The organism is Streptomyces sp. NPDC002911, assembly GCF_053591835.1.
The window spans coordinates 83373-110110 of sequence record NZ_JBSFUO010000003.1; the positions used below are offsets into that span (position 1 = coordinate 83373).

The 26738-nt window shown below is 67.2% G+C and carries 23 protein-coding genes and 4 pseudogenes; 12 read left to right on the plus strand and 15 right to left on the minus strand.

What is annotated here, in order from left to right; translation table 11 throughout:
* Positions 1 to 1025 precede the first annotated feature (1025 nt).
* From ACWD04_RS05640 to ACWD04_RS05670, 7 genes and pseudogenes are all read right to left on the minus strand, one after another.
* A pseudogene (locus ACWD04_RS05640) lies at positions 1026 to 1322 on the minus strand (ISAzo13 family transposase); the annotation flags it as partial.
* Positions 1323 to 2034: 712 nt separating this feature from the next.
* Complete coding sequence (locus ACWD04_RS05645) at positions 2035 to 2868, minus strand: PIG-L family deacetylase (RefSeq protein ID WP_451128450.1); 834 nt, start codon at positions 2866 to 2868, stop codon at positions 2035 to 2037.
* A gap of 558 nt (positions 2869 to 3426) precedes the next feature.
* Positions 3427 to 3663, minus strand: coding sequence for a LuxR C-terminal-related transcriptional regulator (locus ACWD04_RS05650; protein WP_451128452.1), 237 nt, complete (start codon positions 3661 to 3663; stop codon positions 3427 to 3429).
* Positions 3664 to 3784: 121 nt separating this feature from the next.
* Positions 3785 to 4186, minus strand: a complete 402-nt coding sequence (locus tag ACWD04_RS05655) for a response regulator (RefSeq protein WP_451128454.1) — start codon at positions 4184 to 4186, stop codon at positions 3785 to 3787.
* Positions 4183 to 5241: a PAS domain-containing sensor histidine kinase gene (locus ACWD04_RS05660; protein ID WP_451128456.1), complete on the minus strand. Its 1059-nt coding sequence runs from the start codon at positions 5239 to 5241 to the stop codon at positions 4183 to 4185. The genes ACWD04_RS05655 and ACWD04_RS05660 overlap by 4 nt, the downstream gene beginning before the upstream one ends.
* A 47-nt stretch (positions 5242 to 5288) precedes the next feature.
* On the minus strand, positions 5289 to 5945 hold the full coding sequence (locus ACWD04_RS05665) for a response regulator transcription factor (RefSeq protein WP_451128458.1): 657 nt from the start codon (positions 5943 to 5945) through the stop codon (positions 5289 to 5291).
* A gap of 32 nt (positions 5946 to 5977) precedes the next feature.
* Complete coding sequence (locus tag ACWD04_RS05670; protein WP_451128460.1) at positions 5978 to 6376, minus strand: STAS domain-containing protein; 399 nt, start codon at positions 6374 to 6376, stop codon at positions 5978 to 5980.
* A gap of 1247 nt (positions 6377 to 7623) precedes the next feature.
* Between ACWD04_RS05670 and ACWD04_RS05675 the strand changes: the two genes are divergently transcribed.
* From ACWD04_RS05675 to ACWD04_RS05705, 7 genes and pseudogenes are all read left to right on the plus strand, one after another.
* Complete coding sequence (locus ACWD04_RS05675; protein WP_451128462.1) at positions 7624 to 9777, plus strand: hypothetical protein; 2154 nt, start codon at positions 7624 to 7626, stop codon at positions 9775 to 9777.
* Between the two features lie 17 nt (positions 9778 to 9794).
* Positions 9795 to 11417 carry a class I SAM-dependent DNA methyltransferase gene (locus ACWD04_RS05680; protein WP_451128464.1) on the plus strand — a complete coding sequence of 541 codons (1623 nt, stop codon included), beginning with the start codon at positions 9795 to 9797 and terminating at the stop codon, positions 11415 to 11417.
* Entirely contained in the window at positions 11410 to 12546 is a 1137-nt protein-coding gene (locus tag ACWD04_RS05685) for a restriction endonuclease subunit S (protein ID WP_451128466.1), read from the plus strand. The genes ACWD04_RS05680 and ACWD04_RS05685 overlap by 8 nt, the downstream gene beginning before the upstream one ends.
* Positions 12543 to 15803, plus strand: coding sequence for a type I restriction endonuclease subunit R (locus ACWD04_RS05690; protein ID WP_451128468.1), 3261 nt, complete (start codon positions 12543 to 12545; stop codon positions 15801 to 15803). Before ACWD04_RS05685 ends, ACWD04_RS05690 begins: the two co-directional genes overlap by 4 nt.
* Positions 15804 to 15947: 144 nt before the next feature.
* The gene (locus tag ACWD04_RS05695) at positions 15948 to 16544 is read left to right on the plus strand and encodes an exonuclease domain-containing protein (RefSeq protein ID WP_451128470.1); all 597 of its coding nucleotides are present in this window, start codon (positions 15948 to 15950) and stop codon (positions 16542 to 16544) included.
* A 192-nt stretch (positions 16545 to 16736) separates the two neighbouring features.
* Positions 16737 to 16838, plus strand: a pseudogene (locus ACWD04_RS05700) (hypothetical protein); the annotation flags it as partial.
* Between the two features lie 690 nt (positions 16839 to 17528).
* Entirely contained in the window at positions 17529 to 18137 is a 609-nt protein-coding gene (locus ACWD04_RS05705; protein WP_451128472.1) for a TMEM175 family protein, read from the plus strand.
* 34 nt (positions 18138 to 18171) lie between these two features.
* Here ACWD04_RS05705 and ACWD04_RS05710 read toward each other — a convergent pair whose 3' ends face one another.
* From ACWD04_RS05710 to ACWD04_RS05725, 4 genes and pseudogenes are all read right to left on the minus strand, one after another.
* Positions 18172 to 18468 carry a transposase gene (locus tag ACWD04_RS05710; RefSeq protein ID WP_451129214.1) on the minus strand — a complete coding sequence of 99 codons (297 nt, stop codon included), beginning with the start codon at positions 18466 to 18468 and terminating at the stop codon, positions 18172 to 18174.
* 216 nt (positions 18469 to 18684) lie between these two features.
* A pseudogene (locus tag ACWD04_RS05715) lies at positions 18685 to 19291 on the minus strand (hypothetical protein); the annotation flags it as partial.
* A 96-nt stretch (positions 19292 to 19387) separates the two neighbouring features.
* On the minus strand, positions 19388 to 19804 hold the full coding sequence (locus tag ACWD04_RS05720) for a hypothetical protein (protein WP_451128474.1): 417 nt from the start codon (positions 19802 to 19804) through the stop codon (positions 19388 to 19390).
* Complete coding sequence (locus ACWD04_RS05725) at positions 19801 to 20031, minus strand: erythromycin esterase family protein (RefSeq protein WP_451128476.1); 231 nt, start codon at positions 20029 to 20031, stop codon at positions 19801 to 19803. The genes ACWD04_RS05720 and ACWD04_RS05725 overlap by 4 nt, the downstream gene beginning before the upstream one ends.
* 116 nt (positions 20032 to 20147) lie before the next feature.
* Between ACWD04_RS05725 and ACWD04_RS05730 the strand changes: the two genes are divergently transcribed.
* From ACWD04_RS05730 to ACWD04_RS05745, 4 genes are all read left to right on the plus strand, one after another.
* On the plus strand, positions 20148 to 20990 hold the full coding sequence (locus ACWD04_RS05730) for a putative RNA methyltransferase (RefSeq protein WP_451128478.1): 843 nt from the start codon (positions 20148 to 20150) through the stop codon (positions 20988 to 20990).
* A 61-nt stretch (positions 20991 to 21051) separates the two neighbouring features.
* Positions 21052 to 21258 carry a hypothetical protein gene (locus ACWD04_RS05735; RefSeq protein WP_451128480.1) on the plus strand — a complete coding sequence of 69 codons (207 nt, stop codon included), beginning with the start codon at positions 21052 to 21054 and terminating at the stop codon, positions 21256 to 21258.
* Positions 21259 to 21325: 67 nt separating this feature from the next.
* A complete protein-coding gene (locus ACWD04_RS05740; RefSeq protein WP_451128482.1) occupies positions 21326 to 21637 on the plus strand; it encodes a hypothetical protein in 312 nt (103 codons plus the stop codon).
* Positions 21638 to 21702: 65 nt separating this feature from the next.
* Positions 21703 to 21912, plus strand: a complete 210-nt coding sequence (locus ACWD04_RS05745) for a hypothetical protein (RefSeq protein ID WP_451128484.1) — start codon at positions 21703 to 21705, stop codon at positions 21910 to 21912.
* 28 nt (positions 21913 to 21940) lie between these two features.
* Here the strand turns inward: ACWD04_RS05745 and ACWD04_RS05750 are convergent, their stop codons facing one another.
* Positions 21941 to 22078 (minus strand): hypothetical protein, encoded by a 138-nt coding sequence (locus tag ACWD04_RS05750; RefSeq protein ID WP_451128486.1) that lies wholly within the window; start codon positions 22076 to 22078, stop codon positions 21941 to 21943.
* 490 nt (positions 22079 to 22568) lie between these two features.
* Positions 22569 to 23555 (minus strand): ornithine cyclodeaminase family protein, encoded by a 987-nt coding sequence (locus ACWD04_RS05755; protein ID WP_451128488.1) that lies wholly within the window; start codon positions 23553 to 23555, stop codon positions 22569 to 22571.
* Positions 23556 to 23683: 128 nt separating this feature from the next.
* Between ACWD04_RS05755 and ACWD04_RS05760 the strand changes: the two are divergent.
* Positions 23684 to 24074: pseudogene (locus ACWD04_RS05760) on the plus strand (hypothetical protein); the annotation flags it as partial.
* Positions 24075 to 24509: 435 nt separating this feature from the next.
* On the opposite strand, the gene ACWD04_RS05765 reads toward ACWD04_RS05760, so the two are convergent.
* Entirely contained in the window at positions 24510 to 25832 is a 1323-nt protein-coding gene (locus ACWD04_RS05765) for a geranylgeranyl reductase family protein (RefSeq protein ID WP_451128490.1), read from the minus strand.
* Positions 25833 to 26119: 287 nt separating this feature from the next.
* Entirely contained in the window at positions 26120 to 26323 is a 204-nt protein-coding gene (locus tag ACWD04_RS05770; RefSeq protein ID WP_014158060.1) for a cold-shock protein, read from the minus strand.
* Positions 26324 to 26738: the final 415 nt, after the last annotated feature.

A 26738-nucleotide genomic window follows, 5' to 3' on the forward strand; every position in this document is an offset into this window, starting at 1 on the left:
CGATCCTGCGTCCGAAACGATATTCCATACGGCGGGACTGGGCATTAAGGATCCCCCGAAAGTCAAAAGTTAATCGATTTATTTCGCGACCATCTCCGGCCAGACCAGGCCAGATACTAGGGTCAGCCAATCGGCGCTGTCTACAAAGGAAGGATCATGGCTCGCGTCCCGCCGGGCCGGAGAAACCCCGGGCGAAGCGGCATTCACACCAAAAGATTTCGGACACCGAAGACAAAATTTCCGCCACCAGCCATCGTCCGGCCGACCGCATTTGCAGGAAGTTTCCCGGGGGAAACGCCCCCTCGCGTCGGCGGGAGCTTCTCCTGAAAGCCTTCCAAAGCTTTGGAGAGAAACTCCGGAATGTCCCGGTATGCCGTGTGACGGCCCCCATACGATCCACCTGCTTCCACTTGCACCGCGAACCGCAGGGACCGGAGGTGCGGGAGCGCCTGCCACCGACACAGGCAGTCGCGAGCCTGCCGACTCCTACGGCCGCGGCACCGCCGAGCCGCCGGACCGAGCGGGGGAAAAACGCCGGGGCCGTGCCCAGAAGGCCCCCGTACACCGGAGGGCGTGGCGGCACTTCGCGGACACGGCCAAGCCGGTCACCCGGGAGCTGCCGCCGGGGCAACCAGGGCCCGCCGTCAGGAGACGGCCACGTTCGACGAAACCAGGACCACATCGAGCGAAACGATGTAGTCGCTCACCTGATCCAAAAACCGCTGGGCTCCTCCGCATCACATCGGTATGAGGAGGAGGCGACAACCCACTCCAGCACGATGCACCCCAGCAGAGGTGATTTGAGAGTCCTGGCGGTCGGCGTCCTCACACAGCTCGGCTTTCGCGGAGGTCCCGCCGAGATGACCGTTGCGGAGTCGTCCCGCTCGCGGAGGCGGCGATGGAGGCACCGTCGCGTCCTGTGGAGCGAACCAATAAGCTGATCGCCGTCACCGCGTACGGGGGGAATCCGCCCCGCGGTCACAGTGAGCGGACCTGTCGGGCACTCCATAAGGGCTTGCAGATCATTAACACGTCGTCTTGATCTTGTTGTGGGGCTCGCCGGTTTGGGTGAGGACCCGGGCTTGGAGGTCTGCGAGGGCGACGGGTGGCGTCGTTGCGGGTGGGATGCCGATGCCGTGCGCCTCGAATAGTTTCCTGTTCTTCAGGAGCGTGCGGTGCATCGCGGTGCGGCTGCTGCCGAACAGTACGGCCAAGGGCTCCGCGGCTAGGGCAACCCGCAGATGAAGCACGGTGGCCAGGACCTGCTCGGAGACGGTGAGCCGGGGCGGGCGGCCGCGCCGGGCATCACCGTCAAGGGGCAGTCGGTCGCTGTCCTCGCGTTCCATGCCCACGATACGTGTGGTGAAGGAGGTGCTGACGAAGAGCAGCTTGCGAGCCGACCCGGGTGCGGTCGTCCAGCCTGGCGCCCAACTCCTGCCCGTACGCGTGGCAGTAAGCCTTGACGAAGCAAAACGCCGCCGCTCAGAACGCACTGCAATGAGAATCTGCAGGCAGGGAACGAGTAAAGAGTGAGAATCCGACGGGTTCAAGGCGACAGGACATCAGCCGGTCTCGGATTCGTGGCCAGTCGGCCGTTGAGGAATCTCGGTCGCGAGATTTGGCCACAGGATCTGAGATCCCGCAGGAGGCTGCAGGATCCCGCGGTCGGTGTCGGGAACCGCCGCCGTGATCTGCCGCTTCTTGCGCTGCCTCAGGGCGTGTCGGACATCGGATCCTCGTGTCACTTCCTCGGCGGTCTGTCCTGATCGGAGCAGACCGCCGGGCTTGTGATCTGGGCTTCCGCTCACCTTCCGAGTCAGCAGTCCGCAAATCTTCCACCTGTGCGGTTGCCAGATGGTCAGGGGACGAGCACGATGTCGGGTCGGCAGTGCCGGCGCGCGTCTACGCCGTCGGCGAGGGTCTGGATGCGGGCTGCCGGAGCGGAACTCGCGTGGACAAGCCTTCGGGTGTGTGACCCGCTCGATCGCGCTGTGCTGCCGATGAGCTGCACCGGCCCCCGGTCAGGCGGGCGGGTCAGCGCAGTCCGGCGAAGAGATCGTTCTCAGGTACGGCCGCGCCGGTGGCGTCCTTGACACGTACGAAGGTCTCCATGCCCATCAACTCGCCGAACCTCTCTTCGCCCATCTTGAGGAAGAAGATGTTCTCGCCCTGACTGGCGTGCGCGGCCAGCGCATCGAACTTCTGACCGCTGAATGCGGTGGTGTCCACCCATGTGGTGACCTCATCGTCGGGGAGGCCGATCTCCGCCATCGCGGCGGCCTCAGCAGGATTCGGTTCCGGCATGTCCTCCTGAAACTCGCGCAGGGTCTCCCCGAACCGCCGCATCATCGAGCGGGGCATCGTCGTCCAGTACACCTTCGGTGTCAGCGCGGTCATCTCCAGCGCCGCCATCGTGATGCGGTGGGCCTGGATGTGGTCGGGGTGGCCGTAGAAGCCGTTCTCGTCGTAGGTGACGACCACATCGGGTCGGTAGTGCCGCATGAGCTGCGCAAGTCGGGCGGCGCCTTCCTCCACGGGGGTATGCCAGAAGGATCCAGGGGCGTCGTTGCTCGGCCAGCCCATCATCCCGGAGTCGGCATAGTCCAGCATCTCCAGATCGCTGACCTTCAAGACGTCACAACTCGCCTTGAGTTCTTGACGACGCATGAAAGCGACGGCCGCCGGATCGTGCCCGGGATCGCCCGGCTTGACACCCCCCGTCCCGTCACCGCAACCGCCGTCGGTACACGTCACGAGAACCGTGCGAATGCCTTCCGCCGCGTACCGCGCGAGGACCCCTCCGGTTCCGGTGGCCTCGTCGTCGGGGTGGGCGTGTACCGCCATGAGCGTCAAGGGCCGGTCATTCATGAAGCAGTCCTCCTGCAGAAATACGTCTTGGTCCGAGTGCGCGGCGGGCGTACCGCGATGCGGGGCCCGGATCCTGGTGGGGCGGAGGACCTTGTGGTCTCCGTGTTCCCCGCCCGATGTAACCGTGCCGGCCGGACCGACTGTTCCCACCGCGGCCGCTTGGTGAGCGTTTGCCCATACTTTTTCCGGTACGCGGCTCATTCCTATGTCACACTTCGAGAGCCTTGATCCGGTAGCAGATGAACCGACCGGAGGCCCGGGTGTCCGTCTCATCCGCTTCCGTATGTCGAAGTTCGTCTGCCTGTCCGACGCCGACGGCCTGGCGGAAGGCCCCGGCTCGACCGCAGGCCGACCGGGTAGCCGGCCAAAGTCGAACTGCGCGACGTGTTCAGTGCAAATCCCTACGTCAACCGCACAAAAACCCCCTGGGAATAACTTCCGCATGACTTCCCGAACCACGGCACCGACAACCTCGCCCAGCGGATTACGGGCGGGACCACATCAACCCGGGGAAATCCACTAGGACTTGAAGGGAATGACGCTACTTCACACGCCCACTCAGGTCACCAGGCCCTGGCGGTAGGCGTAGGCGACTGCTTGGACGCGGTCGCGGAGGCCGAGTTCGGCGAGGATGCGTGACACGAAGGTCTTGACGGTCTCCGGGCTGATCACGAGGGGCTGCGGCGACCTCGCGGAAAAGCCGTTCGTGATGAGGCGGAGGACCTCCAGATCTCGGGGGGCAGCGGGATGTCGTGCGGGGTGGCACCGGGCGACCGGGGCGGGTGGATCAACCATCAGTCGTGCGATCTGGTCGACATCTGGGTGGCGGCGCAGGGTCGTATCCTGCGCCCTCAATGCGACTGGTACGAGCCGGGAGAGTCGTCCCGTGGCGGACCGCACGTACGCCGGCCGACCTTCAGCGAGGTCTTGCCGCCCGTCGCAGAGCCGCAAGTAGTTCCCGATTGCTCACTCCTTTGAGTACGTACTCGGAAACACCGGCGCTCATCATCTGCTCGACGGAGGCTTTGTCATCATAAGCGGAGAATGCCACGACGCGGCTGGCCGGTGAACACGATGCGATATCTCTGGCAACGGAGTGGCCGCTGCCGGGGAAACGGACATCCAGGACCACCAGGTCCGGCCGATGCCGGGATACGAGTTGAAGCGCCTGCTCGCCGTTGCACGCGGTGCCCACAACCTCCAGATCGGGCTGTGCTTGAACGACCTCGCACAGAGACTCCAGGAGCATTACGTTGTCGTCACACAGGACCACGCTGAACGGTGAGCCGTGGGAGCCGTCCGGTGTTGCCGCGGTCATGGCGCATCCTCCGTCGGTGCGGAGGCCGGAAGCGGGAGTGGGTTCGGCACCCAGAACTCAACTGTCGTCCCCGTTCCGGGGCGGCTGTGCATGGACCACCATCCTCCTGCCGTCTCGGCTCTCTCCCGCATCTCGATGACCCCGAAGTGATCGCGGGTGCCGTTCCGAGGCATCGGTGCACCGGTCCCGTCGTCCACCACTCGCGTCACAATGCCCACGTCAGCCGACCTGACACTGACGTCGACTCTGCTCCCACGTGCGTGCTTGTGCACGTTCAGCAATGCTTCTTGGACGATACGGAAGATGGTGATGGCCGTCTCACGCGTGGGCTCATAATCCAACTCATGTTCGAACGAGTAGGCCATCCCCCAGGAGGAGCCCACGACGTCGTCCAAGTGGCTGGAAAGCCCGTCGGCCAGGCCATGCCTGTCGATACCGGGCGGATGCAGCCGGAAGGTCAGGCTGCGGAGGCGACCGATCGCTTCGCGCACCGATGCGTCGAGACGCTGAAGTTCAGCGGCGTGCGGCTCCGGCACCCGGTCCGCCAGCAGTTCCAGCCGCATTCCGACAGCGACCATCGCCTGGATGGAGTCGTCGTGGACGTCCCACGCGATGCGGCGTCGTTCCGTCTCCTGCGCCTGGACCAGGTGATCGAACAACCGCCGCCGCTCGCTGAGGGCGTGCTGGGCGGCCCGTCGTTCGGACATGTCGCGGGTGACCTTGCCGAATCCCTGCAGTACGCCTTTGGCGTCCCACAAGGCGGTGATGACCACGTTCGCCCAGAACCGGGAGCCGTCCTTGCGGACGCGCCAGCCCTCGTCCTCCAGTCTGCCATCGGCCACGGCGGTCTCCAGCTCCCACTGCGGCTTGCCCGACGACTGGTCCTCAGGCGGGTAGAAAACCGAGAAGTGCTGTCCAAGGATGTCTTCGGCGCTGTACCCCTTGATCCGCTCCGCCCCCGCGTTCCAACTGATGATGTAGCCCTGCGGGTCGAGCATGAAGATGCCGTAGTCCAGCACCCCCTGGACCAGCAGGGTGAAGGCTGCTTCCGACAACGGAGCCGCCTGCTTCCGTACGCCCATATTCTGTTGCGGCTCCCGCGTCACGTGAGGAGCCCTTCACGTCGCGCGATCGTCACGGCTTCCAGCTGGGAACGCGCTCCCAGTTTTTCCAGCACCCGCTGGACATGATTGCGCCCGGTGTTGAGAGCGACCCCCAACTGATCGCTGATCTCCGCGGTGGTGCGACCTTCCCCCAGTAGATGAAGAGCTTCCCGTTCGCGCGGAGTCAGGTTCGCCCCCAGCCCCGGTGCCCTGCTGGTCAGCCGCGCCAGCACGTCGCCCAGGAAATCCTCGCTGAACACCACCTCGCCCGCTGCCACCCGACGGACGGCGTCCTCCAGTTCGCGCAGCCCGCGGGCCTTGAGGATCAGCCCGGCTCCGCCCGTATCCGCGACGCGCGCAGCCACCGACCCGCTGCCCTCGCCCGCCAGGATGAGTACGCGCACGTCCGGCACGAGTACCAGCAGATCGGCAATGGCGCTGACTGCGTCACCGTCCGGCAGACGGCGGTCCATCAGTACGACATCCGGCGCATGACGCCGAGTGGCGGCCAGGGCCGAGGCCACCGACGCCGCGCGCCCCACGATCTGCAGATCGGGCGAGCGCTCCAGTGCGAGGCAAATCGCCTCGGCCACCATGTCGTGGTCCTCGACCAACAGAATTCTGACCGGTCGACTGGGTGGGGAAGAGGAAGGCATTGGCGCATCCTTGCAGGTGGCGGACCGCACGATCATGCCAGAAGGCCCGGGAGCGGTGACTCAGCAGTTGCCGCTGCCTCTTTGCCACGGCGAGGTGTCACCGTGTCCGAAGCACAGCGAGCCGGCTGCGCGTTCGTGTGCGTGTCCCTCTCGGTGAACATGTCGTCCGCCCCGATCAGGGCGAGCAGTCGCGCCAACTGCGTTCCGACCCCTTCCACGACGAGATCCACGCCTGCCCGAAGGACGGACGTCCGTGCCCTGAGCAGGGCGCCGAGTCCGGCGCAGTCACAGAAGGAGATACCCGTCAGGTCGAGGCAGAGACTCGTCGGCTGCTTCGCCAGGCAAGCCGTAACCGCCTCCAGGACGTTCGGGCCGGTGTCCAGGTCGAGTTCGCCGGCGAGCGTCACCCGCGCGACACCCTCATCAACCACGGCATGCGATGTGAACGGGTAAACGGTCACAGCGTCCCGCACCTCTCCGTGCTCACGTGCGGCGCGTATCCGCGCAGCGCCGTCCCGCGGGCCCTTCCAGCGAAGAGCCTCCCTGTTGTCAGCTGCCGCATCACTACCTCATAGTGCGAACGCATCAGTGCTTATCTAGTGAATCTGCACTAGATGCGAAAGTCAACATGCGCCGACGGATGCTGACCGCAGGGCCGGCTCAGGCAAGACCGGAGGTTCCTTCCAGTGCCCTTCAGGCCCGCCTATACACCGGCGCGGACAGTAGACGCGTTCGACAGCCGGTCGACGCCGCCCACCCGGCGAACGCCCCACTCGGGAAACTCGGCTTCGCCCCTGCCGCCTCAGTTGGCCAGTTACCCATGACGCCCGCGGTGATTGCGGCCTGCTGGGGCCACGCCGCCCGCAGCCGTCAGTCCGGATGGCCTCGTAGCCCTCCGGCATCCGCACGCTGCCGCGCTGCCGGTCGTGCAGGTGGCCGTGCGCGTCGAGGCTCTCGATGCGCACCTCGACGGGCATCCCCCGGGAGGCGACGCGGATCGGCTTCAGCCCCAGCAGGCGGCGCGCAGTTCGGTGACGACGGTGCGGATGAGCGGGCGTGAAATGCGTACGGGGTACAGGTGGCGCGCAGCCCGGTGTGCCCGGTGGTGGCGACGAAGCCGGTGGCGCCGCGATCCCGGCCGACGGACGCGTCGGTGGCGAGGACGATCGGTCCGGCCGCGGCCTTGACCTTGTCACTGACCTGCACGCCGCGGTGCGTGTGGGTGCCGCAGGGGCGGGGGCGCATGTGCGAGCGGGGAGCGGCGGCCCACGACGGGTTCTCCCGGTTCGGGGAGTCGACGGACGGAAGAGCGACGAGTGGTAGCGCTGCTACAGGCCCAGGGGATACGGGTGCGGCACTGATCCTGGGCGCCGGATCAACCCAGCTTTCGGCCGCTCCAGGCGCCGGCCGAGGGCGGCGCGAGCGGGCGCTGGTCGAGTCCGTCCTCCGGAGCTGGTGCGCTGAGCCCTTGCCCGGCCGTGCTGAACCAGGCTGAGCTCTCGTGATTCCTGGGGAGCTCGAGAACAGTGATAACCCCGGTTATCAGACCAACTCGAAGGCGGCTCAAGCCACCGCTGTAAAGTTCTGACACCTGCCCGCCGACCGAAGCCCAAGGGACCCGACCGGCCCGCACGCACGAGACGAGAAGAAGGTCTGCATAAAAAAGGGGGCGGGGCTCATGACCAATGCGCGTGAAGCGACATCGCTCATCGTGCCCGAGGAGCCGGCCTGGCGGATCACATACGCCGAGATTGCCTCCCTCGCACAGGTAAAGCGGCCCGTTCCCACCACCTGGAGCCGTCGGCACCCGGACTTCCCGGCGCCGATCGCCCACGAGGACGGCCGCCCCCTGTTCGACGCCCGCTCCGTCGTCGACTGGCTGGCGGAGACGGGCCGCGGCAACGCGGACCCCCGCCACCTGCGCGCCGAGCTCGCCCTGCACACCCTCGCCGCCTGGCGGACTCCCGCCCTTCCTGCGTTCGTCCTCGTGGGCGCACTGACAGCCCTGATCTGCCTGCGTCAGCAGTACGACGCTCCGGTCGCCGGCCAGGGTTGGGAATCTCTGGTAGCCAAGGCAGCCGAACTGGACCCCGAGGACCAGTTCCTCCTTACCGAGCTGCGCGCCGTACCCGCCCCGAACCCCACCGGTCCGGCCCTCGCCGCGCTCGCAGACGAACTGACCGAGGCCGCCTACACACCGGCCGAGGCCTTCGACTGGGTCCTGGAAGCACGGCGGCGCCTCGGCTCCCACGATCTGGCTGTCGACGAACCCGCCCCTTCGGTCGTCCGGGCCCTCGCCGCTGTGTCCGGCATCGACTCCCTCCGCGAGGAGTCCGTCGTCGCCACCCCGCACGCCCGTGCCGGCGACCTCCTCGCCGCCCTGCACGACCGGGCCTCCGAAGAATCCGGCCACACCTACCTCGCCGCCGACCCCGACCCGGCCCGCGTCCGGCTCGTGCGCCGCCGCATGCTCGTACGCGGGGTGTACGAGTTCCACCTCGACGTCATTGAGGGCGCGGACCTGTCGGCCTCCGTCGACGAGTGGGGGTACCCGGACCTACTGCTCTGCGCCATCCCGTACGAGGCTGCGGAAACCCGCCGGCCGGAGGCCGTCCTCGAGCAGGTACAGGCGCTCACCGACTACCTCGAATCCGGCTCCACCGCCGTCGTCCTCGGACCGGCCGACGTCCTCGTACGTCCGCTGCCCCGGCACGGCGAAGCCGACCGGCTGCGTCGCTCCTTTCTCGACACGGGCCTGCTGAAGGCCGTGATCAGTCTGCCCGACGGCGCCATGCCGTACCGCCCCGGCTACCGCACCGCGGTGTGGGTCCTGTCCCGCACCCCGCAGGAGAAGCGCGCCGGCCGAGTCCTGCTCGCCGACCTGTCCGCGCGGCCGCTCACCGAGACGGTGCTCGACACGCTCGCCGGAGACATCGCCATCTGGCGCGCGTCCGGCTGGCGCGGCGACCGGCGGCACGAGCCCCGCCACGGCGTGATCGTCCCCGCGAAGGAACTCGACGACCGGCCGGGCACCGCCTTCACCGCGAGCCGGCGCCCCGCCGAGGCCCGCTACGCCCGCGCCGTCCTCGAACGCCCTGCCCTCATCGGCGACCTCGAGCAGCGCCTGGCGGACCTCCAGGAGCAGTCCCGCCTCCACGCCGACCTGCGCGCCGCGATGCGTATCCAGGCCGTGCTGCGCCCCGAGGACCAGCCGATGCGGCGCACCACGGTCCGCCACCTCCTCGAGGAGCGCCGCCTGCGCCGCCGTCCCGGCCACCGCATCGCACCCGAGCACCTCACGGCCGACGGGCACTACGCGGTGCTCGGCCCGGACGAGGTCCTCGGCACCGCCCGGCTCGGCAGCCGTCGGATCGACCGCGGTTTACTCCTCACGGCGTACGAGCACGCCCAGTTCACCGAGCCCGGCGACGTCGTCGTCACCACCAGCCCGCGCTTCGGCGTCCACGTCGACACCGGCGGCCTGTCGGTGGTCGCGGCCCCGGCCCGCATACTGCGCGTCCGCCCGGACGCCGACCCGCCGGTTCGGCCGCGGGTGCTGGCGGCGCTGCTACAGGCGGCGGCCGCCGAGTACGCGCGTACCAGCGGCGCCGTACGGGCCTCCCGCAGCATCGAGGACCTGAGTATCCCGGACCTCGCGCGCGAGGAGGCTGAGCGGTACGACGCCGCGCTCACCGAAATCGAGAGCCGGACGGCGCTGCTGCGGGAGCAGTCCGCCGCCCTCGACGACCTGACCCGCATCACGGCTGCCGGGCTCGCCGACGGCACTCTGACCATCCAGAACCTGCCCGGTCTTCCGGGAACCGACGACTGAAGGAGACGGTCTGCCCGATGGCTACCGCTGCGAAAAAGCCCACCGCCCAGGCGGAGCTGTTCAGCGCCTCCACCGCCAAGGAGATCCAGGCGATCCTGTGGAAGGCCGCGGACAAGCTGCGCGGCTCCATCGACGCCGCGCAGTACAAGGAGTTCGTTCTCGGCCTGATCTTCCTGAAGTACGTCTCCGACGCCTTCGACGAGCGCCGGAGTGAACTGGCCACGGAGCTGGCCGACGACGGCATCACCGAGCAAAGGATGGATGACTTCCTGGAGGACCGCGACGAATACACCGGCGCGCACGTCTTCTGGGTCCCGGAGACCGCCCGCTGGTCGTGGATCGCGGCGAACGCCAAGAGCCAGGGCGTCGGCAGGCTTCTCGACGAGGCGATGGACGCGGTGATGGCGGAGAACGTCTCACTGAAGGGCGTCCTCCCAAAAATCTTCAACCAGGACCGCATCGACCAGAAGCGCCTGGCCGAGCTGGTCGACCTCATCAGCGACGCGCGTTTCGGCGGTAGCGAGGGCAAGCCGGCGCAGGACGTGCTGGGCGAGGTGTACGAGTACTTCCTCGGCAACTTCGCGCGTGCAGAGGGCAAGCGGGGCGGCGAGTTCTACACGCCCCGGTCCGTCGTCCAGCTGATCGTGGAGATCCTGGAGCCGTACGAGGGGCGGGTGTACGACCCGGCATGCGGCTCGGGCGGCATGTTCGTCCAGGCGGCAAAGTTCATCGAGGCCCATCGGGGGCGCGGCCATAAGGCCGACCTCTCGGTCTACGGTCAGGAACTCAACGAGCGCACCTGGCGCCTGGCCAAGATGAACCTTGCCATCCACGGCATCGACGCCAACCTAGCCACCCGCTGGGGCGACACCTTCGCCGAGGACAAGCACCCGGACCTCAAGGCCGACTTCGTGGTGGCCAACCCGCCGTTCAACATCAAGGACTGGGCGCGGGACGAAAGTGACGCACGTTGGAAGTTCGGTGTCCCACCGAAGAACAACGCCAACTACGCCTGGCTACAGCACATGGTCTCCAAACTGGGTGAGCGGGGCACGGCCGGCATCGTCCTGGCGAACGGTTCGATGAGCTCCCAGTCGAGCGGTGAAGGTGACATCCGCCAGGCGATGGTGGAGGCGGACCTGGTGGCGTGCATGGTTGCGCTGCCGTCCCAGCTGTTCCGTACGACGCAGATCCCGGCGTGCCTGTGGTTCCTGGCAAAGGACAAGTCCCCGCAGGGAGCGAAGGGGCTGGAGGACCGGCGCGGCGAGATCCTCTTCATCGATGCCCGCAACATGGGTGAGATGGCCGACCGCACCGAGCGCATCCTGACGGAGGCCGATCTCGCCAAGATCGCCGGAACGTACCACGCGTGGCGGGGCACGGCATCGGCACGGGGCGAGGGGCTGACGTACAACGACGAAGCGGGATTCTCCTTTTCGGCAGACCTGGAGAAGGTGCGGCAGAACGGTTACGCGCTGGCGCCGGGTCGGTACGTGGGAGCCGTGGATGCGGAGGAGGAGGACGCGGACGCGATGGCGGCGAGGATCGCGGCGCAGATGGAGGAGCTGTACGGGCTGTTCCAGCAGTCCGCGGAGCTGAACGAAGCGGTGTATGAGCAGTTGGGGAAGATCGATGGCTGAGTGGATCAACACCACCCTCGGGGAATTCGTCGGCCTGCAGCGAGGACACGATCTCCCTGCCGGTCAGCGCATTTCGGGCTCCGTCCCCGTTGTGGGAAGCGGTGGCATCGCGGGCTGGCACAACGAGTCCAAGGTGTCCGGACCGGGTATCACCATCGGCCGGGCAGCGAATCTCGGCGTACCGACCCTGACGGAGCGTGATTTCTGGCCACTCAATACGACGCTGTACGTAACCGACTTCCGGGGCAACAACGTACGTTTCACCTATCACTTGTTCCAGGTTCTCGATCTCGCCGGCTTCAATTCGGGAAGCGTTCAGCCCATGCTGAACAGGAACTACATCAAGGCTTTTCCAATCAGAGTGCCGGATCGGTCGGGGCAGGACGCGATCGCGGCCCTGCTCGGGGCGCTGGACGACAAAGTCGCGGTGAACGCGCGCATCGCGGCGACTGCCGACGCGCTGTCACACTCCTTGTATTCCCAGCAGTTCGGTACACCGGCCGGGCCGGACCGCTCCGGCTGGACCCCCGGTCTACTGTCGGACATCTGCTCGACCCAATACGGCTATACGGCGACCAGCACGGCAACCCCGGTGGGCCCGAGGTTTCTGCGCGTCAAGGACATCAACAAGAACAACTGGATCACGTGGCCCGACGTTCCCTACTGTGAAATCGATGACCGCAGCCTGGACAGATACCGACTGTCGGTCGGCGACCTCCTTGTCGCGCGCATGGCGGATCCCGGGAAATCGGCGATCGTGGAAGAGTCAATGGATGCCGTGTTCGCTTCCTATCTTGTCCGCCTGAAGACGGCTTCGCTCGCCCACTCCTATTTCATCTGGGGTTTCCTCAAGTCCGACGCCTATGGGAAGTACGCAGAAAGCGTACGCAGCGGCTCGGTGCAGGCGAACATGAACGCCAAGGTGATCGTCGGCGCCGAGCTCCTCATCCCGCCGACCGAGCTGATGAAAAAGTACCTCGGCACGGTCATGCCCCTGCGCCGGCGGCTCACCGCCTCCTTGCGGGAATCCGAGGCCCTCACCGTCCTCCGCGACACCCTCCTCCCCCAGCTCATGTCCGGACGCCTCCGCGTCAAGGACGCCGAGAAGATCGTCGAGGACAACACATGACGCACCCCGACGACGACAGACAGAACCACCGCCCCCACGAGTCCGACTGGGAGGTCCTCGCCCTCGACGAGCTCGGCGAGCTCGCCTGGCAGCACACCCCTGGCAACGAGTTCGCCCCCGGCTCCGGCCACCGCAAGTCGTGGGACGATCTCATCCTGTACCCGGACCTCACCGAAGCGGTGGAGCGGCTCAACCCCGCCCTGCCCCCGGACGCCGTCCGCCATGCCGTGGCCGCCGCCGCGACCCCGGCGTCGCAGGACACCTACGAGGAGAACCGCACCGCCCACGGCCACCTCACCACCGGCATCCGCTCCGTCACCTACACAGACGCCTTCGGTGCAGAGCACAACCCGACCATCCGCCTCGTCGACCTGGAAGACCCCGACGCGAACGTCTACCGCGCCGCCAACCAGGTCACCGTCATCGACGGCGAGAAGAACCGCCGCTTCGACGTCATTCTCTACGTCAACGGCCTGCCCCTCGCCGTCCTGGAGCTGAAGCGCGCCGGCGACGAGGACGCCACCCTCCAGACCGCACACTCGCAGATCACCCGGTACGTCGAGGAGTTTCCCACAGCCTTCCGTTACAACTCGGTCGTCCTGCTCTCGGACGGGATCACGGCGAAGTACGGCACGCCCTTCACCCCGTACGAGCACTTCGCGCCGTGGAACACGGACGAGTTCGGCGCCCGCGTCGACCCGCTCGACGCCGAAGGGATAGGGGACTCGGGCCAGAACCTGGCTGTACACGGCCTCTTCACCCAGCCGCGCTTCCTCTCTCTCATCCGGTCCTTCGTCAACTTCGTCCCCTTGAAGCGGATGAAGCGCATCGCCAAGCCCCACCAGTTCCACGCGGTGACTCGCGCCGGGCAAGCCGTCCGTGAGGCCTCGACGAGCGACGGCAAGGCCGGCGTCGTCTGGCACACCCAGGGCTCGGGCAAGTCCGAGGAGATGGTCCTGACCACCACCATGGTGATGAAAGACCCGGCGCTGCTGAACCCGACCGTCGTCGTCATCACCGACCGCACGGACCTCGACGACCAGTTGTACTCGACGTTCCTCGAGAGCGAGATCCTCCCGGAAGCGCCCAAGCAGGTGCACACTCGGGCGGAGCTGCGCGAGAAGCTCGCTGCCAAGCGCGTCGGCGGCATCCTCTTCACCACGCTGCAGAAGTTCGGCCGTACCAAGGAGGAGAAGGACGCCGGCGCGGACCACCCGCTGCTCTCCGACCGCCGCAACATCGTGGTCGTCGTCGACGAGGCGCACCGCAGCCACTACGACTCTCTCGACGGCTACGCCCGCCACCTGCGCGACGCGCTCCCGCACGCCACGCTGCTCGCCTTCACCGGCACCCCGATCTCCGAGGCCGACCGCAACACCCGCGAGGTGTTCGGCGACTACATCGACGTCTACGACCTCAAGCGGGCCGCCGACGACGGCGCGACCGTCAAGGTCTTCCACGAGAGCCGCGTCATCCAGCTCGTGCTGGACGAGGACGTCGACCCGACGACGATCGACGAGGCGGCCGACCGCATCACCGAGGGCCTCGACGACACCGAGCGCCAGCGGGTCGAGCAGGCGGTCGCGACGATGAACGCGATGTACGGCGCGCCCGCCCGCGTAAGGGACCTGGCCGACGACCTCGTCGAGCACTGGGAGGGGCGGCGCGCGCGGATGCAGCCGTTCGTCGGCGTCTCCAGGACGGACGGCGCGGCCGGCAAGGCGATGGTCGTGTGTGCGACCCGGGAGATCTGTGTACGTGTCTATGACGCCCTGCGCGAGCTTCGGCCCGAGTGGCACAACGACGAGGTCGACAAGGGCGCCATGAAGATCGTCTTCTCCTCGAACACACGCAAGGACCCGGACCACCTCCTGGCCCATGCCCTGAGCGACAGCCGGCGCAAGACGGTCATCAACCGGGCCAAGGACCCCGACGACGAGCTCGAGCTGCTCATCGTCAACAACATGCTGCTGACCGGCTTCGACGCCCCGCCGGTCCACACCATGTACCTGGACCGTCCGCTCAAGGGCGCCAACCTGATGCAGGCCCTGGCCCGCGTCAACCGCCGTTTCCGCGCCAAGGAGGACGGTCTCCTCGTCGGGTACGCGCCGCTGACCGAGAACCTCCAGCGGGCCATCGCCGAGTACACCGAGGCCGATCAGCAGGACCGCACTCTCGGCCAGGACCTCGACCGGGCGCTGGACGAGCTGCGCAACGAGTACGACATCCTCACGGACATCCTGCGCGGCTTCGACTGGCGCAAGCGGCTGGAGATGCCGTCGAGGACGGCGTTCATCGACACCGCGATCAAGGCCGCGAACTATCTGCGGGACCCTCGCACGGCAGGCAACGACCCGGACAAGCTCGACGACCCCCGCCAGACGCTCGGCCGTCGCTTCCGCGAGCACGCCCACCGCCTGGAACGCTTTTACGCGTTGTCCGCCAGCGCCAAGAACATCGGTGAGCGATTCCCGGATCACCCGGCCTGGCGGCGGGACGTCCAGCTCTTCGTCGAGGTCCGGGCCTACATGGCGAAGTACGACGCGATGGACCGCGAGGCCCGCGGCCTGCCCGTCGCCCGCGACATCGAGCTGTACCTCTCGCAGCTGACGTCCTCGGTCGTCGAGACCGGCGGCGTGACGGACCTGTTCGCCGAGGCCGGCCTCGAGACCGCAGACCTGACGCACTTGAACGACGCTCTCGTCGCGCAGCTGCAGAACAGCGAGACGCCGCATCTGGCGGCGGAGGCGCTGCGGCGGCTCATCGAGCGGAAGATGCGGGAGGTGACCCGGCACAACATCGTCCGGCGCACCACGTTCTCCGAGCGGCTGCAGGACCTGATGGTCCGGTATATGCGGCAGCAGTACACGAGTGCCGAGCTCATCGCCAAGCTCGTCGAGATGGCGAAGGAGGTCATGGACGACGCCCGCCGCGGCGAGAAATTCGAGCCGCCGCTGGACTGGCGGGAGCTCGCCTTCTACGACGCTTTGGCCGACCACGGCACGGCGCAGTCGGTGATGGGCGACGACGTGCTGGCCGGAGTTGCCCGTGAGCTGGTCGCGGAGGTCCGCAGCAAGCTCAAGCCTGACTGGATTGCCCGCGAGCCGGTACGCGCCCGCCTGCGCAGCGCCATCAAGCGCCTCCTTGCCCGCCGCAACTATCCGCCGGACCAGGCCCCGGAGGCCATCGACCTGGTCCTCAAGCAGATGGAACATTTCGCCCACGAGTGGTCCACGGGCGGAGCCCCGGACAGCTGAGCAGTCATCCCCGTTTCGCTCCCACCGGATCCCGGCACAGCTCTCGTCTGCCGTAACTTTGCTGTTGGCGGTGACGGCTGTCGACGGCGTGGACATACAGACATTGGGGTGCCGGAACCGGGCGCGCATTCCTACCCTGGGCCCATGCGCCACGAATCCGCCCTGCTGAACGTCATCGATGTGGAAGCGACCTGCTGGGATGGACAGCCGCCGCCCGGCTCTGTGAACGAGATCATCGAGATTGGTCTCACTGTGGTGGACGTGTCGGCACGGCGCCGCGTATCCCGGCATCGTGTCGTGGTCCGTCCTGCCCGGTCGGAGGTGAGCGACTTCTGCACCGAACTGACCGGACTGACGCAGGTTGAGGTGCAACGGGGCGTCACCTTTGCCGAGGCATGCCGGATCCTCGTTGCCGAGTACGAGGCCGGGAAGCGCCCCTGGGCGAGCTGGGGCGAGTACGACCGTCGGCAATTCGTTCGGCAGAGTCAGGCCGACGGGGTGGCCTACCCCTTCGGTCATCCCACGGAGCGCACCCACTCCAACGCCAAGGCCGTATTCACCGCGGCCTACGGGTTGCGCAAGAAACCCGGCATGGACCATGCCCTGCAGATCGCCGGACTGCCGCTCGAGGGACGCCATCACAGCGGCATGGACGACGCGTGGAATATCGCCGCACTCGTTCTCGATCTGTTGGGCCGCGGGGCATGGCCGGCCACGGCCAGTCGTCCCGGCCTGTTCTAAGTCAACTTCATGATCAGGGCGTTCATCCTTTGCTCGGGTGCTTCGGCTGGTCGCACGGTCGTACGACGCGTGGTGACCTGACCGATGGTGCATGGGAGTTGATCGAGCCGCACCTTCCGCTGGGGGTGTCCGGGCCGATCCCTGACCTGCGCAATCACTCCAACGCAGCCGTGATGTGGAAGGTTCAGGACAGGCTGCCCCCGACGAGACGTGCCGGCAAGCTGCGGCTTCTGGTCGACGATCTACGACCAGTTCCGGATGTGGGCGCGTGACGGGTCTTCCAGACCCGACTGAAGCGGTCGGTCACGTTGACCGCGCAGGATCGCGAGGAGCTGGTCCGGGTGACCGCGACGGGTGTTCGCGGGGTCTCGGTGATCATGTGTGCGCGGGTGCTGCTTGCGCTGGACACCTCGGCGGGTGAGGTGGATCCCAGGAGGTGATCGCGGCTCGGCTCAGCGTGCACGGGGAGACATTTCGGCTGGTTCCCAAGCGTTTCGCCGGGAGCGGTGGCGATGTTCACGCCACGATTGCGCGGAAGAAGCGCGACCTGCCGCCGGTGCCCTCACCGGTGACCGGTGAGGTCGAAGCCCGGCTGATCGCGATGGCGTGCTCACAGCCGCCCCAGGGCCATGCCCGGTGGTCGCTGCGGCTACTGGAGAGGCACGTGGCTCTGGGTCCAGGACTTTTTTGATCTGGACCACTCCACCCATCGGGCGGAGTCAAGAACGGAACTGCGCCCTCATCCGAAAAGGAGCTGGACTGCTCCTCGACCATGCCCGCGCCCCGCTCCCTGCCCCCTGGTCGCGACGCCTGCCTGGACAGCGAGTCAAGGCCCCACGCCCTTGCACGCTCTTGGACTGGTCGATCCTAGGCGCTGCGCGTTTGCTGCCACCGGAGGAGGATGCCTCAGCCATCGGACGAAGAGTGGACGACACGTGCCTGATTGGCTCCGCCTGCGGAGGGCGGGTGCTACGAAAGGTTCCCATGAGCAAGCTTGAGGGGCGGCCTTTCGTCCAACCTGAGCTGGATCTTGTATCGAAAGACAGGATGCTCGCTCTGACTGACGGCGTGGTGGCCATCGCCATGACGTTGCTCGTGCTGGACATCAAGCTGCCCGAGGGGCTGCGCGGGGCGGAGCTGTATCGGGCACTGGATGGAGTTCAGTCCCGGGCGGGCGCCTTCCTCCTGAGTGCGGTGGTCATCGCGTTGTTCTGGCGAGCCCACCACGCGGCGCTGCGGCACGCGGGGCCGATCGACACGTACCTGTTCTGGCTCAACGTGACGTTCCTGTTGCTTATGTCGTCGATTCCGTTTCCCACCAAGGTTCTGGTGGACTACGGCGACCAGTTCATCGGTCCCGCTCTGTATGGGGCCGTCATCGGCACGACCGCCCTGGTGCTGTACGCGATGGAGCTGCGCACCGGCCGCTCCGCCGGCGCGCCCTGGCGCCGCGTCCCGCTGCCTGCTCAGGCTGTCGTGTTCCTGCTCTCTGTGGGGATCGCGCGCGTCTCGCCCACCGCGGCGATGTACAGCTGGGCCGGCGCCGTGCCTCTTTCCATGGTGGCCACCCGGATCGCGGCACGAAGCCGCTGACCGCCTGGCCCCAGCCGCTCTCAGGCTCTCCCGGTCAGGACGGCATCGGCTCGGCCGGCCACGGCCGGCGCCCGGGCGACCTCCTCGTAGCTCTGCCTCGAGAACAGGCACATCGCCAGAGTCCCGCACCACCAGGGTCGGGTTCTCTAACCGGCGGGCCCCCTCCCTCACCTGGCAGCGCAGTGATTCGTGGATGACCTGGTCGGTCCCGTCGTCCGCCAGGCCACGAAGTAGTGGTACGTCGCGCACTTCTGCCGAAGTCATGCGGGAGATGGGCCCACTGACAGCCGGTCCGCCCCTGATAGAGGATCGAGTTTACGATCTCCCGCATCTCGTAGGCGCTCTGATGGCCGCTGACAGAGCGGCGCAGGCCCTTCCACGCGGTGATCACCGCGTGGTCAACGATCACTGCTCGTCCGATAAGTCGCTCGGGTACGGGTTACGTGCACACACTTCACCAGAGCGGCAGACCAGAGGCCGCGCACCAGTAAATTCCGCAGGCAGCCCACCCATCAGGCAACAAAAACCCACTCAAGGATCACAATGCTCATGACGCGCGCTCCTGCACACGGCCCTCAGCAGTCTTCCGCGGATCGCCCGCCAGGATGTGGGTCGCGAGTCGCCGTACCTGTACTTCTACGGATGGGCCACGCTCGACGAACAACTCATTCCCGCAAAAAACTGTACGCTCGCCCGGGCCCCAGACCTGGTAGAACTCGACATCAACGCCCTCGGGGGCTTGTGATCTCCTTGGGAAGATCAGGCTCCTCGCGTCGCGGCGAGACGTTCCTGAGGACGCAGCCCCAGCGTTCGAACCAGCCGCTGTCCGAAAGGGTTTGTATGAGAAGCCGGGCAATGGTGTCCACCGGCTCTTCCCAGCTGCGGTCCGCTGCGGCCCGTGCGAGTTCAGCCTCGTACTGGGCGACATCGAAGCGGAAGCCCGGCGGCACGGCAGTAATGTTGCTGGTGTTTTCCCAGTCGTCCCAGATCACCCAATCGCCCTCCCGGCGCATGGCGACGTACAGGGCACCGCAGCAGCCGGCCGTGCAGGTCGGCTCGGTGATCATGACCCGGCGAGGTTCCTCCGTAGCCGCCAGTGGCCAGCTCTCGGCCGGCCCCGTCCAGTGTCGGCAACTGTCCGCCACCCCAGGCGGGCGGCGACCCCGCGACCGGTGAACAAGTAGTCGTCCAGGCGGAGCCGGCACTCCAGGGTGCTGCGAGGACGAAGGAGCGGAAACCCTCCTCCGCTGTCAGGTACTGGAACGCCCGATGCCGGAGGGCGAGGAAGTCGTGGCCGCCGTGGGCGGCCTGTCCGATGCCGACCAGTTGGGCGTCGCCCACCGTCCTTCCCAGGGGCGCAGGTCGTCGAACGGGCTGGTGGGCTCCACGGTGCGCAGGGGGCGGGCGGCCTTTTCCAGGGTGGGCAGTGGGTCGGCGGACATGCCGGGCGAGTGGGGCCTCTGTCCGGCTGCGTCCCGGTCGAGCCTTCGGCTCGGCCGGATCTGATGCAGGTGCACCACCAGGTCCGCCGATCTCAGCAGGTTGACCTGGTCGCCGGGCGGAGGGAAGTCCGTGCCGATCTCCCGTTTGGGCCGGGGGGTGTCCAGCCACGTGCGTGCGGCGGGTGGTGTGCTGCGCGGGTCGAGGTACCAGTTGCGGTGACTCACCCGGTCCAGAGAGTGCCCTCGCCCAGTCGTTCCCGCAGCACCCCGCCCTGAGTAAGGGGGAGGTCGGGGGTGGAACTGCTGGTGTACAGGTGGCTGTTGTGCCCGCCGATCACCAGCCGGTGGCCGATGCGGCGGTGCCACCACAGAGTGTTCTCCGCCATGACGGTGTCGCGGTAGGCCATGGCCGCCGGGCGGCGGCCTGACGGGAGGAACTCCGCAGAATGCATTTCCGTTACCGCGATTTATATTTACCTATGGCGGCGCACCGGCGCATACGTGGCCGCCGGATCCCCCGCGATAGGGTTGGCCGGCCCACCGACGCCCTCCGAGAGAACGGTGCCCCATGCTGAACAGAGTCGTGCGATACCTCGGTTGCCCCCACTGCGGTGGGCCGCTGACCCATGGCGACCGCGTACTGCTCTGTTCTGTCGGGCACAGCTTCGATATCGCGAAGCAAGGTTACGTAAACCTGCTTCCGGGGGCGACGAAGCTCAGTGCCGATACAAAAGAAATGGTGGATGCCCGGGACGCATTCCTGTCGGCGGGGCACTACACGCCGACCATGAAGGCGCTGGCCGAACTGGCACGGCGGACAGTCGGTCCTTCCGTACCCGGCTGCGTGCTGGAAATTGGTGGCGGTACCGGCCATTATCAAGCGCAGGTCATGGATGCTCTCCCCGACGCCGATGGTGTGTCGCTGGACATTTCCAAGTTCGCCGCGCGGCGTGCCGCAAAGGCGCATCCGCGGATCGGTGCCGCTGTCGCCGATGCCTGGCAGACCTTGCCGCTGCTGGACGGTGCGGCCGCCGTGGCGATAAACGCGTTCGCTCCCCGTAACGGTCCTGAATTGCATCGCATTCTCCAGCCCGGCGGTGTCCTGCTGGTCGTCACGCCCCTGCCCGACCACCTGCGGGAGCTGATCGGTGCGCTCGGCCTGCTGAAGGTGGACGAGCGCAAGGAGTGCCGCATCGCCGAGCAACTCGCCCCGCACTTCTCGCCCGTCGCGACCGAGCAGCTGACGCGGACCATGGCGCTCGACCATCAGGCGCTGGCCCAGCTGGTCAGCATGGGGCCCAACGCCTGGCACCGCACAGTGCGGGAGGACGACGAGAAGATCCAGCAACTGTCGGCGCCGTGCGAGGTCACGCTCTCCGTCACACTGACCGCCTACCGGCCGATGGTGTGAAGGCCCTGGCAAGGGCGTGCCCACCGCCGGCCGTGGGTGCGGACTCGCTCACACCCAAGCCGTGACAGGCGACGCGGTGCGGGACGCCGTGCTCGGTCCTGAGGCCGCTGATCGCCCCGACGGCGGCCGCCGGGTCCGTCACGGCTACTTCACCCACAGAAACATGCAGCTGCACTGGAGCTCGTCGAAACTGATCGCGGTGGCCCAGGAGTGTGAGCAGGGCGCGGACGTTCGCGCCCTGTACATCCTGTCACCCGCACCTATGTAGTCGGTCTCATGTCGGCGATGGTTAGTGCGAGTGTCGTAGCCGACTCGGTCAGAAGACGCGCAAGGAAATGAATTCTTCTGTGGGCAGCTTGTCGAAGGTGTTGAACAGTGAGGAATTCTATGTGACAGCGGTCCACGGGCTGACGGGGGAGGATGTACACAGTCGGCTTGGCGTCGATCACGAGGAGAGCCTGCCCGAGTACCGGATGGACAACACGGTTGAATATTTGGGGCTGGATGCCTGGGCAGTGCGCCTCTACTCCAGCCCGGCCGAGTGGGTGTATCTGTTCGATGTGAACGGGCAGACCGGCGTATCTTACGAGCGGCCGGTGCTCAAGCGTCTGTCCGCAGGGACTGAGCGGTCAGTGTGTGGTCACTGATCGGTTCGACCACACATGTGACCCAGGTCCGTGACGGCGAAGTTGTCGCGACCTGCAGCACGTGGATGTTCGAGCCGGCGAGCGGCTCGGGCCCCGACCGTCTCAACGGGGCTCTGGAGCGGGCTGGGTTCTTTCAGGAGGACGAGACGGAGGAGGATTTCGACGACGCGCTCGCAGCCCTGGACGCGGTGGAGGACGAGTTCGGCCTCGGGGTGGAGCCGGGGCCGGTCGCTGGGCCGCTGCCGACCGTGATCGTTCCGGTGCAGCTGATCTGAACGGCGGGCAGCGGACCTTACCTGCGCGTCAGGACGTGACCCTCAGCCAGAAGCCGTCACTGTCGGCCAGCCGCGCCACCTCGACGAAGGCTCCGTAACCGCTGCCCACGTCAGAGTTGAGCGGCCCGGGGATAAGGCCTCGTACGCATTTCTCGGTGCCGGTCACGGTGCGGGTGGGTGTGACGGTCTGCCAATCGAGGGGCAGGGTCTCCGGTGTTGCTCTTACGGACGGACGTCACCTGTGCGCATTGGTTGCCGTGAGTGACGCCGTTATGCGTCCGCTTTCGTAGGTGCCGGTGAAGGGGAATTCGTCGCAGCTGTCGTCGGTGATGGCCGGGTCTTCGGTGAACTTACTTGTTCCGCAGATTGCCCGACGATTTCCTCCTGATCCTCGGCGCTCTGGAGCCGGTGCAGCGGTTGCCCCGAGTTTTTCAGCCCCCAGTGCCCCGGGAAGGTTCTTCTGAGCCCAGTCGAGCATGTCGGCGGACGACCTGTACTGGGCCCGCCCACGCAGCCAGAAGCGTGGGCCACCGACAGCTTGTCGTCGCACCGTAGGTCTCCTGGAGAACCTACCCGACCTCAACCGGCTGCTTGCTGCGCTGAGGATTGGCGCAGGGATCCCTGAATATGAGGTTGTCCGTGCCGGGGCGCCTGAGTCATCGCAGCGTGATGTCTTCGCCGATGGAGTGTTCGCGGGCGGCGGTGACGACCAGCGCTGCGGCGATGGCGTCCTGTACTGCCACGCCGACTGATTTGTAGAGGGTGATCTGGTCCGGCGAGGTACGGCCAGGTCTGTTGCCCGCGATGATTTCGCCCAGTTCGGCGTGGATGTGGTCGGCAGTGATGAGGCCGTGTTGGATAGGCGTCAACAGATCATTGCTCGCAGGGAAGGCCGACAGTGCGGCCTGTCGCGATTCGACGCATACCAGCGCCTCGGCGACTGTGGCGTCGTCGATCTCACGACCGACGGGGTTGAGCCCGACCGAGGTGACGTGCACCCCGGGTGTCAGCCAGGGGCGGCGGACGACGGGTTCGAGCGCGTGGGTGGCCGCGGCGACGAGGTCCGCGCCGTTCAGTGCCTCGGCGTAGGTGGACACTGCCCGGACCTCGGCCTTCACCTCGCCCGACAGTTCTCCGGCCAGGACGGCGGCCTTCGCCGGATCCCGACCGGCCACCCGAATCTGCCGGATCGGGCGGACCCTGCACATCGTGTGGGCGTGGGAGCGGGCCTGCACACCGGTGCCCAGGACCGCCAGCACTGTCGCGTCCTCGCGGGCCAGCAACCGCGCGGACAGCGCCGAACAAGCTGCGGTACGCATCGCCGTGATGGCCGTACCGTCAAGCAACGCCGTCGGCTCGCCACTGTGGGGATCGAACACGACGATGAGGGCCTGGTGGGTCGGCAGCGATGTCCCGGCGTTGCGCGGGAAGAGAGAGACCAGTTTACTCATCAACGCCCCGGCCGACGGCGCATAGCCCGGCATGGCCGCGAGGAAGGCCTCCCGCTCGGGTACCAGTGCGGCGATACGATTCGGCGCGGAGGCAAGACCCGCGCTGAGGTCCGCCATCGCCTGCGCCAAGGCTTCGATCAGATCGTCGATGTCGAGGAGCGCCTCGACCTGTGAGCGTCCAAGGACAAGCACGTGCCTCTACCTCCCGATGCCAGCCCACTCGTGAAGGGCTGCTTGGAGCGTTACCCAAGACCCACCTCGCCTCAGCCACGACGCGCCGCCTTGCACGCACGTTCATCCGTATCCACCCGAGCACGTTCCTCGCCCACACCGGCACACCCGATGATGGCGACAGACCGGAGCGTCAGCGCCTGCGGGCCCTGCTGCTGGACCAGCTTGCGGCGTCGCCACAGCAGCCGATACACCTGCCGGCCCCCACCGATACGCGCCTCCAGCCTGCGCCTGTACAAGGCTCTGGTTCTTCTGGCCGAGAACACCTCGGTGACCACCGTGGCACACCGGTGCGGCTGCTCGTCCGCGCGCCGGGGCTCTGCTCGCGGCACATCAGCCGATCAGGCAAGGCCTAACGGCTCCAGTAGGCCCGCGCATCGAACACCGGAGGCCGACCACCCTTCTCGCCGCGGCAACACGGTTGGCGATCTGGTCGCGGCGCGCCGGGATGGACGGCATCTGACTACAGCGGCGGCTTGACGCTTATCCGCGTGCGATGTCTTGTCCGCCACCATCCGGTCGGGCGTGCTCCGAGGCCGTCCGCTAATTCGGCGGCAGATGTGTAGCCGGCGCGAGTCGCTCTGGTCCCGTCGCCCCATCTCTCCCAGAAGGCCCGCAGTTTGCCGGGTTCCGTCCTCGCGGCGATGCTGCCCCCGCTCTGTTCGTCCTCGGTGTGCCCCTGCGCACGGGCGTCCTCTCCGATCCGCCAGCGCAGCCACACATCGGAGAGGAGGTGCCCCTTGCCCTGGCGGTGTGGTGTCGTGCACACCGGCCACGGTTCGTCGACCGGCCACATCAGGCCCGCCACCGAACTCTCCTCCGCTCGGGGCGCACCGCGGCCGGGGTGGAGCCGAGTGGCTGTGCGCCTGTGAGACAGACCGGATCAGGTTGCCGTAAGGGTTACGTGCTGCAGGATTACCTACGCAGCGCATTGAGGGCTCGCGCGCGCCGGCTCGGTGCGGGAACCATCCGTACGACGCCGCGGACGACGCTGTCGATCAGGTCGTCGGAGGGCGCGTCGGTTCCGTGCGTCAGCAGCCGGGCGAGGGTGCGCACCAAGGTGGGCGAGGCCATGACACGGCGGTTGAGGAGCGGGCGATAACCGTAACGGGCGAACACCAGCTCGGCGATGGTGTTGCCTAGCCGGTAGTACCGCCCCCAGCGGAGGCTCACTGCGCTCACGTACTGATGCAGAGCCTGCTCGCGCCCGGGGCCGCTCGGACGGTGCAGAGCGAGAGCGACGGTCTCGGCGGCGACCTCACCCGCCTCCATGGCCTGGACGATGCCTTCACCACTCCATGGACTGACCATGCCGGCGCTGTCGCCGACCAGAAGCAGACCTCGACGGTACTGCGGTGTGCGGTTGAAACCCATGGGCAGCGCGGCGCTGCGCAGCGGCGAGTCCGCGTTCTCCTCCCGCAGACCCCAGTGCGGAGGCATCCGCGTCAGCCACCGGTCCATGGTGGCGCGCAGATCGACCGTGCCGTGACCGCGGTGCGGCAGGGCGCCCAGACCGACATTCACTCGGCCGTCACCGAGCGGAAAGATCCATCCGTACCCAGGCAGATCACGGCCGGTTCGGGAACAGCGCAGGTCGGCCCAGAGCTCCAGGTAGGGATCGTGGGTGCGGGTCTCGCTCCGGTAGTAACGGCGAGCCGCTGTGGCCATCGGCTTGCCCGGATCCCGCTCAAGCCCCATGGCCAGGGCGGTTCGGGCGGAGGCACCGTCGGCGGCAATGACCACAGGGGCGTGATAGTTCCTCGGCCGCTTGTCGGCTCCCGCGACGGTGCTCACGCCGATGATGCGACCGGCGCGGTCGGTCAGGGGGCCCGTCGCCTTCGTCTCCAGGCACAATCGCGCTCCCGCGGCCACTGCGTGCCGAGCCAGGATGTCGTCGAAGTCGTGCCGGGAGCGAGTGAGGCCGAAGTCCGGATGGCTGCCCGAGCTGGGCCAGTCGATGTGTACCTGCCGGCCTCCGCACACCCACCTCATGCCCTTGGTGCGCATCCAGCCCGGAGCGTCGATGTCGACACCCATACGCACCAACTGCTGCACTCCCCTCGGGGTGAGGCCGTCCCCGCACACTTTGTCCCGGGGGAAGGTGCCCTTCTCGAGCAGCAGTACGTCCACGCCGGCCCTGGCCAGGTGCAGCGCCGCAGCCGAACCTGCCGGCCCCGCGCCCACCACGATCACCTGCGCCTGGTGGTCTCCGGTACCCACTTCCTCGTCTGGTTCCACTTGCTGCCTCCTCGATGGGCAGGGCTGGTCCGGAAGTCCGGCAGGTCGCCGCATTGGCGTTCGGCCGAACGGACCCGGCTCCGGACCTACGCACCGAGCACATACCCGGCCTGAGCGCGGAGCACCCTCTCGGGCAGGTGGCGAAGTGGTACACGGTTGTGATCGGCCCGAGCGCGCGCCGCCGTCGGCCTGGCAGGCTCACGCACACGATGTGCACCGGTTGATGCCGGTCTCCAGGCCCTCGGACACGTGCTCCCCGAGGGCCTGGGCGATCTCGACCTACAGGATCAGGCGGTCGTGATGTTCTCCGCCTGCGGGCCCTTCTGACCCTGCGTCACGTCGAAGGTGACGGCCTGGCCTTCCTGGAGCTCCCGGAAGCCGGTGGCGTTGATGGCGGAGTAATGCGCGAAGACATCCGGCCCGCCGCCGTCCTGCTGGATGAAGCCGAAACCCTTTTCGGCGTTGAACCACTTGACGGTTCCGCTGGCCATGCTCGTGCCTTCCCGTTGATATCCGGATCCGCACCGCGCGGCCCCGGAGACGCCATGGTCCGTACCGGCACAGCAAAACGCCCGCACCGAAGCGCGGGCTGGTACGCGAACCACGACATCTGGCAGTGACGCTACATGGCGAAACCGCCCCCCACCAGAGAGCAACGACGCTATGTGTGCGTCCGATGGTCTCGGCTCACTCCGACGGCACGTCCTGAGCGTGAACTGCGGATGCCGGGCGCCGGATTACTGACGGCGGAAAGCCTTTACGGCCGCGTGTTCAGCAGAGGAACGACTCGCTCCCCCGCCTTCTGGTCATGGTCTCGTATGCACTACTTCGCGCCAACAGCGCCGGATCACTGCGCTGTTGGACCTTGCGCACCCGGAAACGACGCCCCCGGGCCCTCAGGAACCG

What these genes read in the sequence shown, in the direction of transcription:
- ACWD04_RS05725 (WP_451128476.1), bottom strand. Translation starts at nt 20,031, where the DNA reads ATGCATTCTGCGGAGTTCCTCCCGTCAGGCCGCCGCCCGGCGGCCATG.
- ACWD04_RS05695 (WP_451128470.1), top strand. Translation starts at nt 15,948, where the DNA reads ATGCGCCACGAATCCGCCCTGCTGAACGTCATCGATGTGGAAGCGACC.
- ACWD04_RS05650 (WP_451128452.1), bottom strand. Translation starts at nt 3,663, where the DNA reads ATGGTTGATCCACCCGCCCCGGTCGCCCGGTGCCACCCCGCACGACAT.
- ACWD04_RS05675 (WP_451128462.1), top strand. Translation starts at nt 7,624, where the DNA reads ATGACCAATGCGCGTGAAGCGACATCGCTCATCGTGCCCGAGGAGCCG.
- ACWD04_RS05770 (WP_014158060.1), bottom strand. Translation starts at nt 26,323, where the DNA reads ATGGCCAGCGGAACCGTCAAGTGGTTCAACGCCGAAAAGGGTTTCGGC.
- ACWD04_RS05745 (WP_451128484.1), top strand. Translation starts at nt 21,703, where the DNA reads ATGTTCGAGCCGGCGAGCGGCTCGGGCCCCGACCGTCTCAACGGGGCT.
- ACWD04_RS05690 (WP_451128468.1), top strand. Translation starts at nt 12,543, where the DNA reads ATGACGCACCCCGACGACGACAGACAGAACCACCGCCCCCACGAGTCC.
- ACWD04_RS05705 (WP_451128472.1), top strand. Translation starts at nt 17,529, where the DNA reads ATGAGCAAGCTTGAGGGGCGGCCTTTCGTCCAACCTGAGCTGGATCTT.
- ACWD04_RS05740 (WP_451128482.1), top strand. Translation starts at nt 21,326, where the DNA reads ATGAATTCTTCTGTGGGCAGCTTGTCGAAGGTGTTGAACAGTGAGGAA.
- ACWD04_RS05645 (WP_451128450.1), bottom strand. Translation starts at nt 2,868, where the DNA reads ATGAATGACCGGCCCTTGACGCTCATGGCGGTACACGCCCACCCCGAC.
- ACWD04_RS05680 (WP_451128464.1), top strand. Translation starts at nt 9,795, where the DNA reads ATGGCTACCGCTGCGAAAAAGCCCACCGCCCAGGCGGAGCTGTTCAGC.
- ACWD04_RS05730 (WP_451128478.1), top strand. Translation starts at nt 20,148, where the DNA reads ATGCTGAACAGAGTCGTGCGATACCTCGGTTGCCCCCACTGCGGTGGG.
- ACWD04_RS05655 (WP_451128454.1), bottom strand. Translation starts at nt 4,186, where the DNA reads ATGACCGCGGCAACACCGGACGGCTCCCACGGCTCACCGTTCAGCGTG.
- ACWD04_RS05710 (WP_451129214.1), bottom strand. Translation starts at nt 18,468, where the DNA reads ATGCGGGAGATCGTAAACTCGATCCTCTATCAGGGGCGGACCGGCTGT.
- ACWD04_RS05685 (WP_451128466.1), top strand. Translation starts at nt 11,410, where the DNA reads ATGGCTGAGTGGATCAACACCACCCTCGGGGAATTCGTCGGCCTGCAG.
- ACWD04_RS05665 (WP_451128458.1), bottom strand. Translation starts at nt 5,945, where the DNA reads ATGCCTTCCTCTTCCCCACCCAGTCGACCGGTCAGAATTCTGTTGGTC.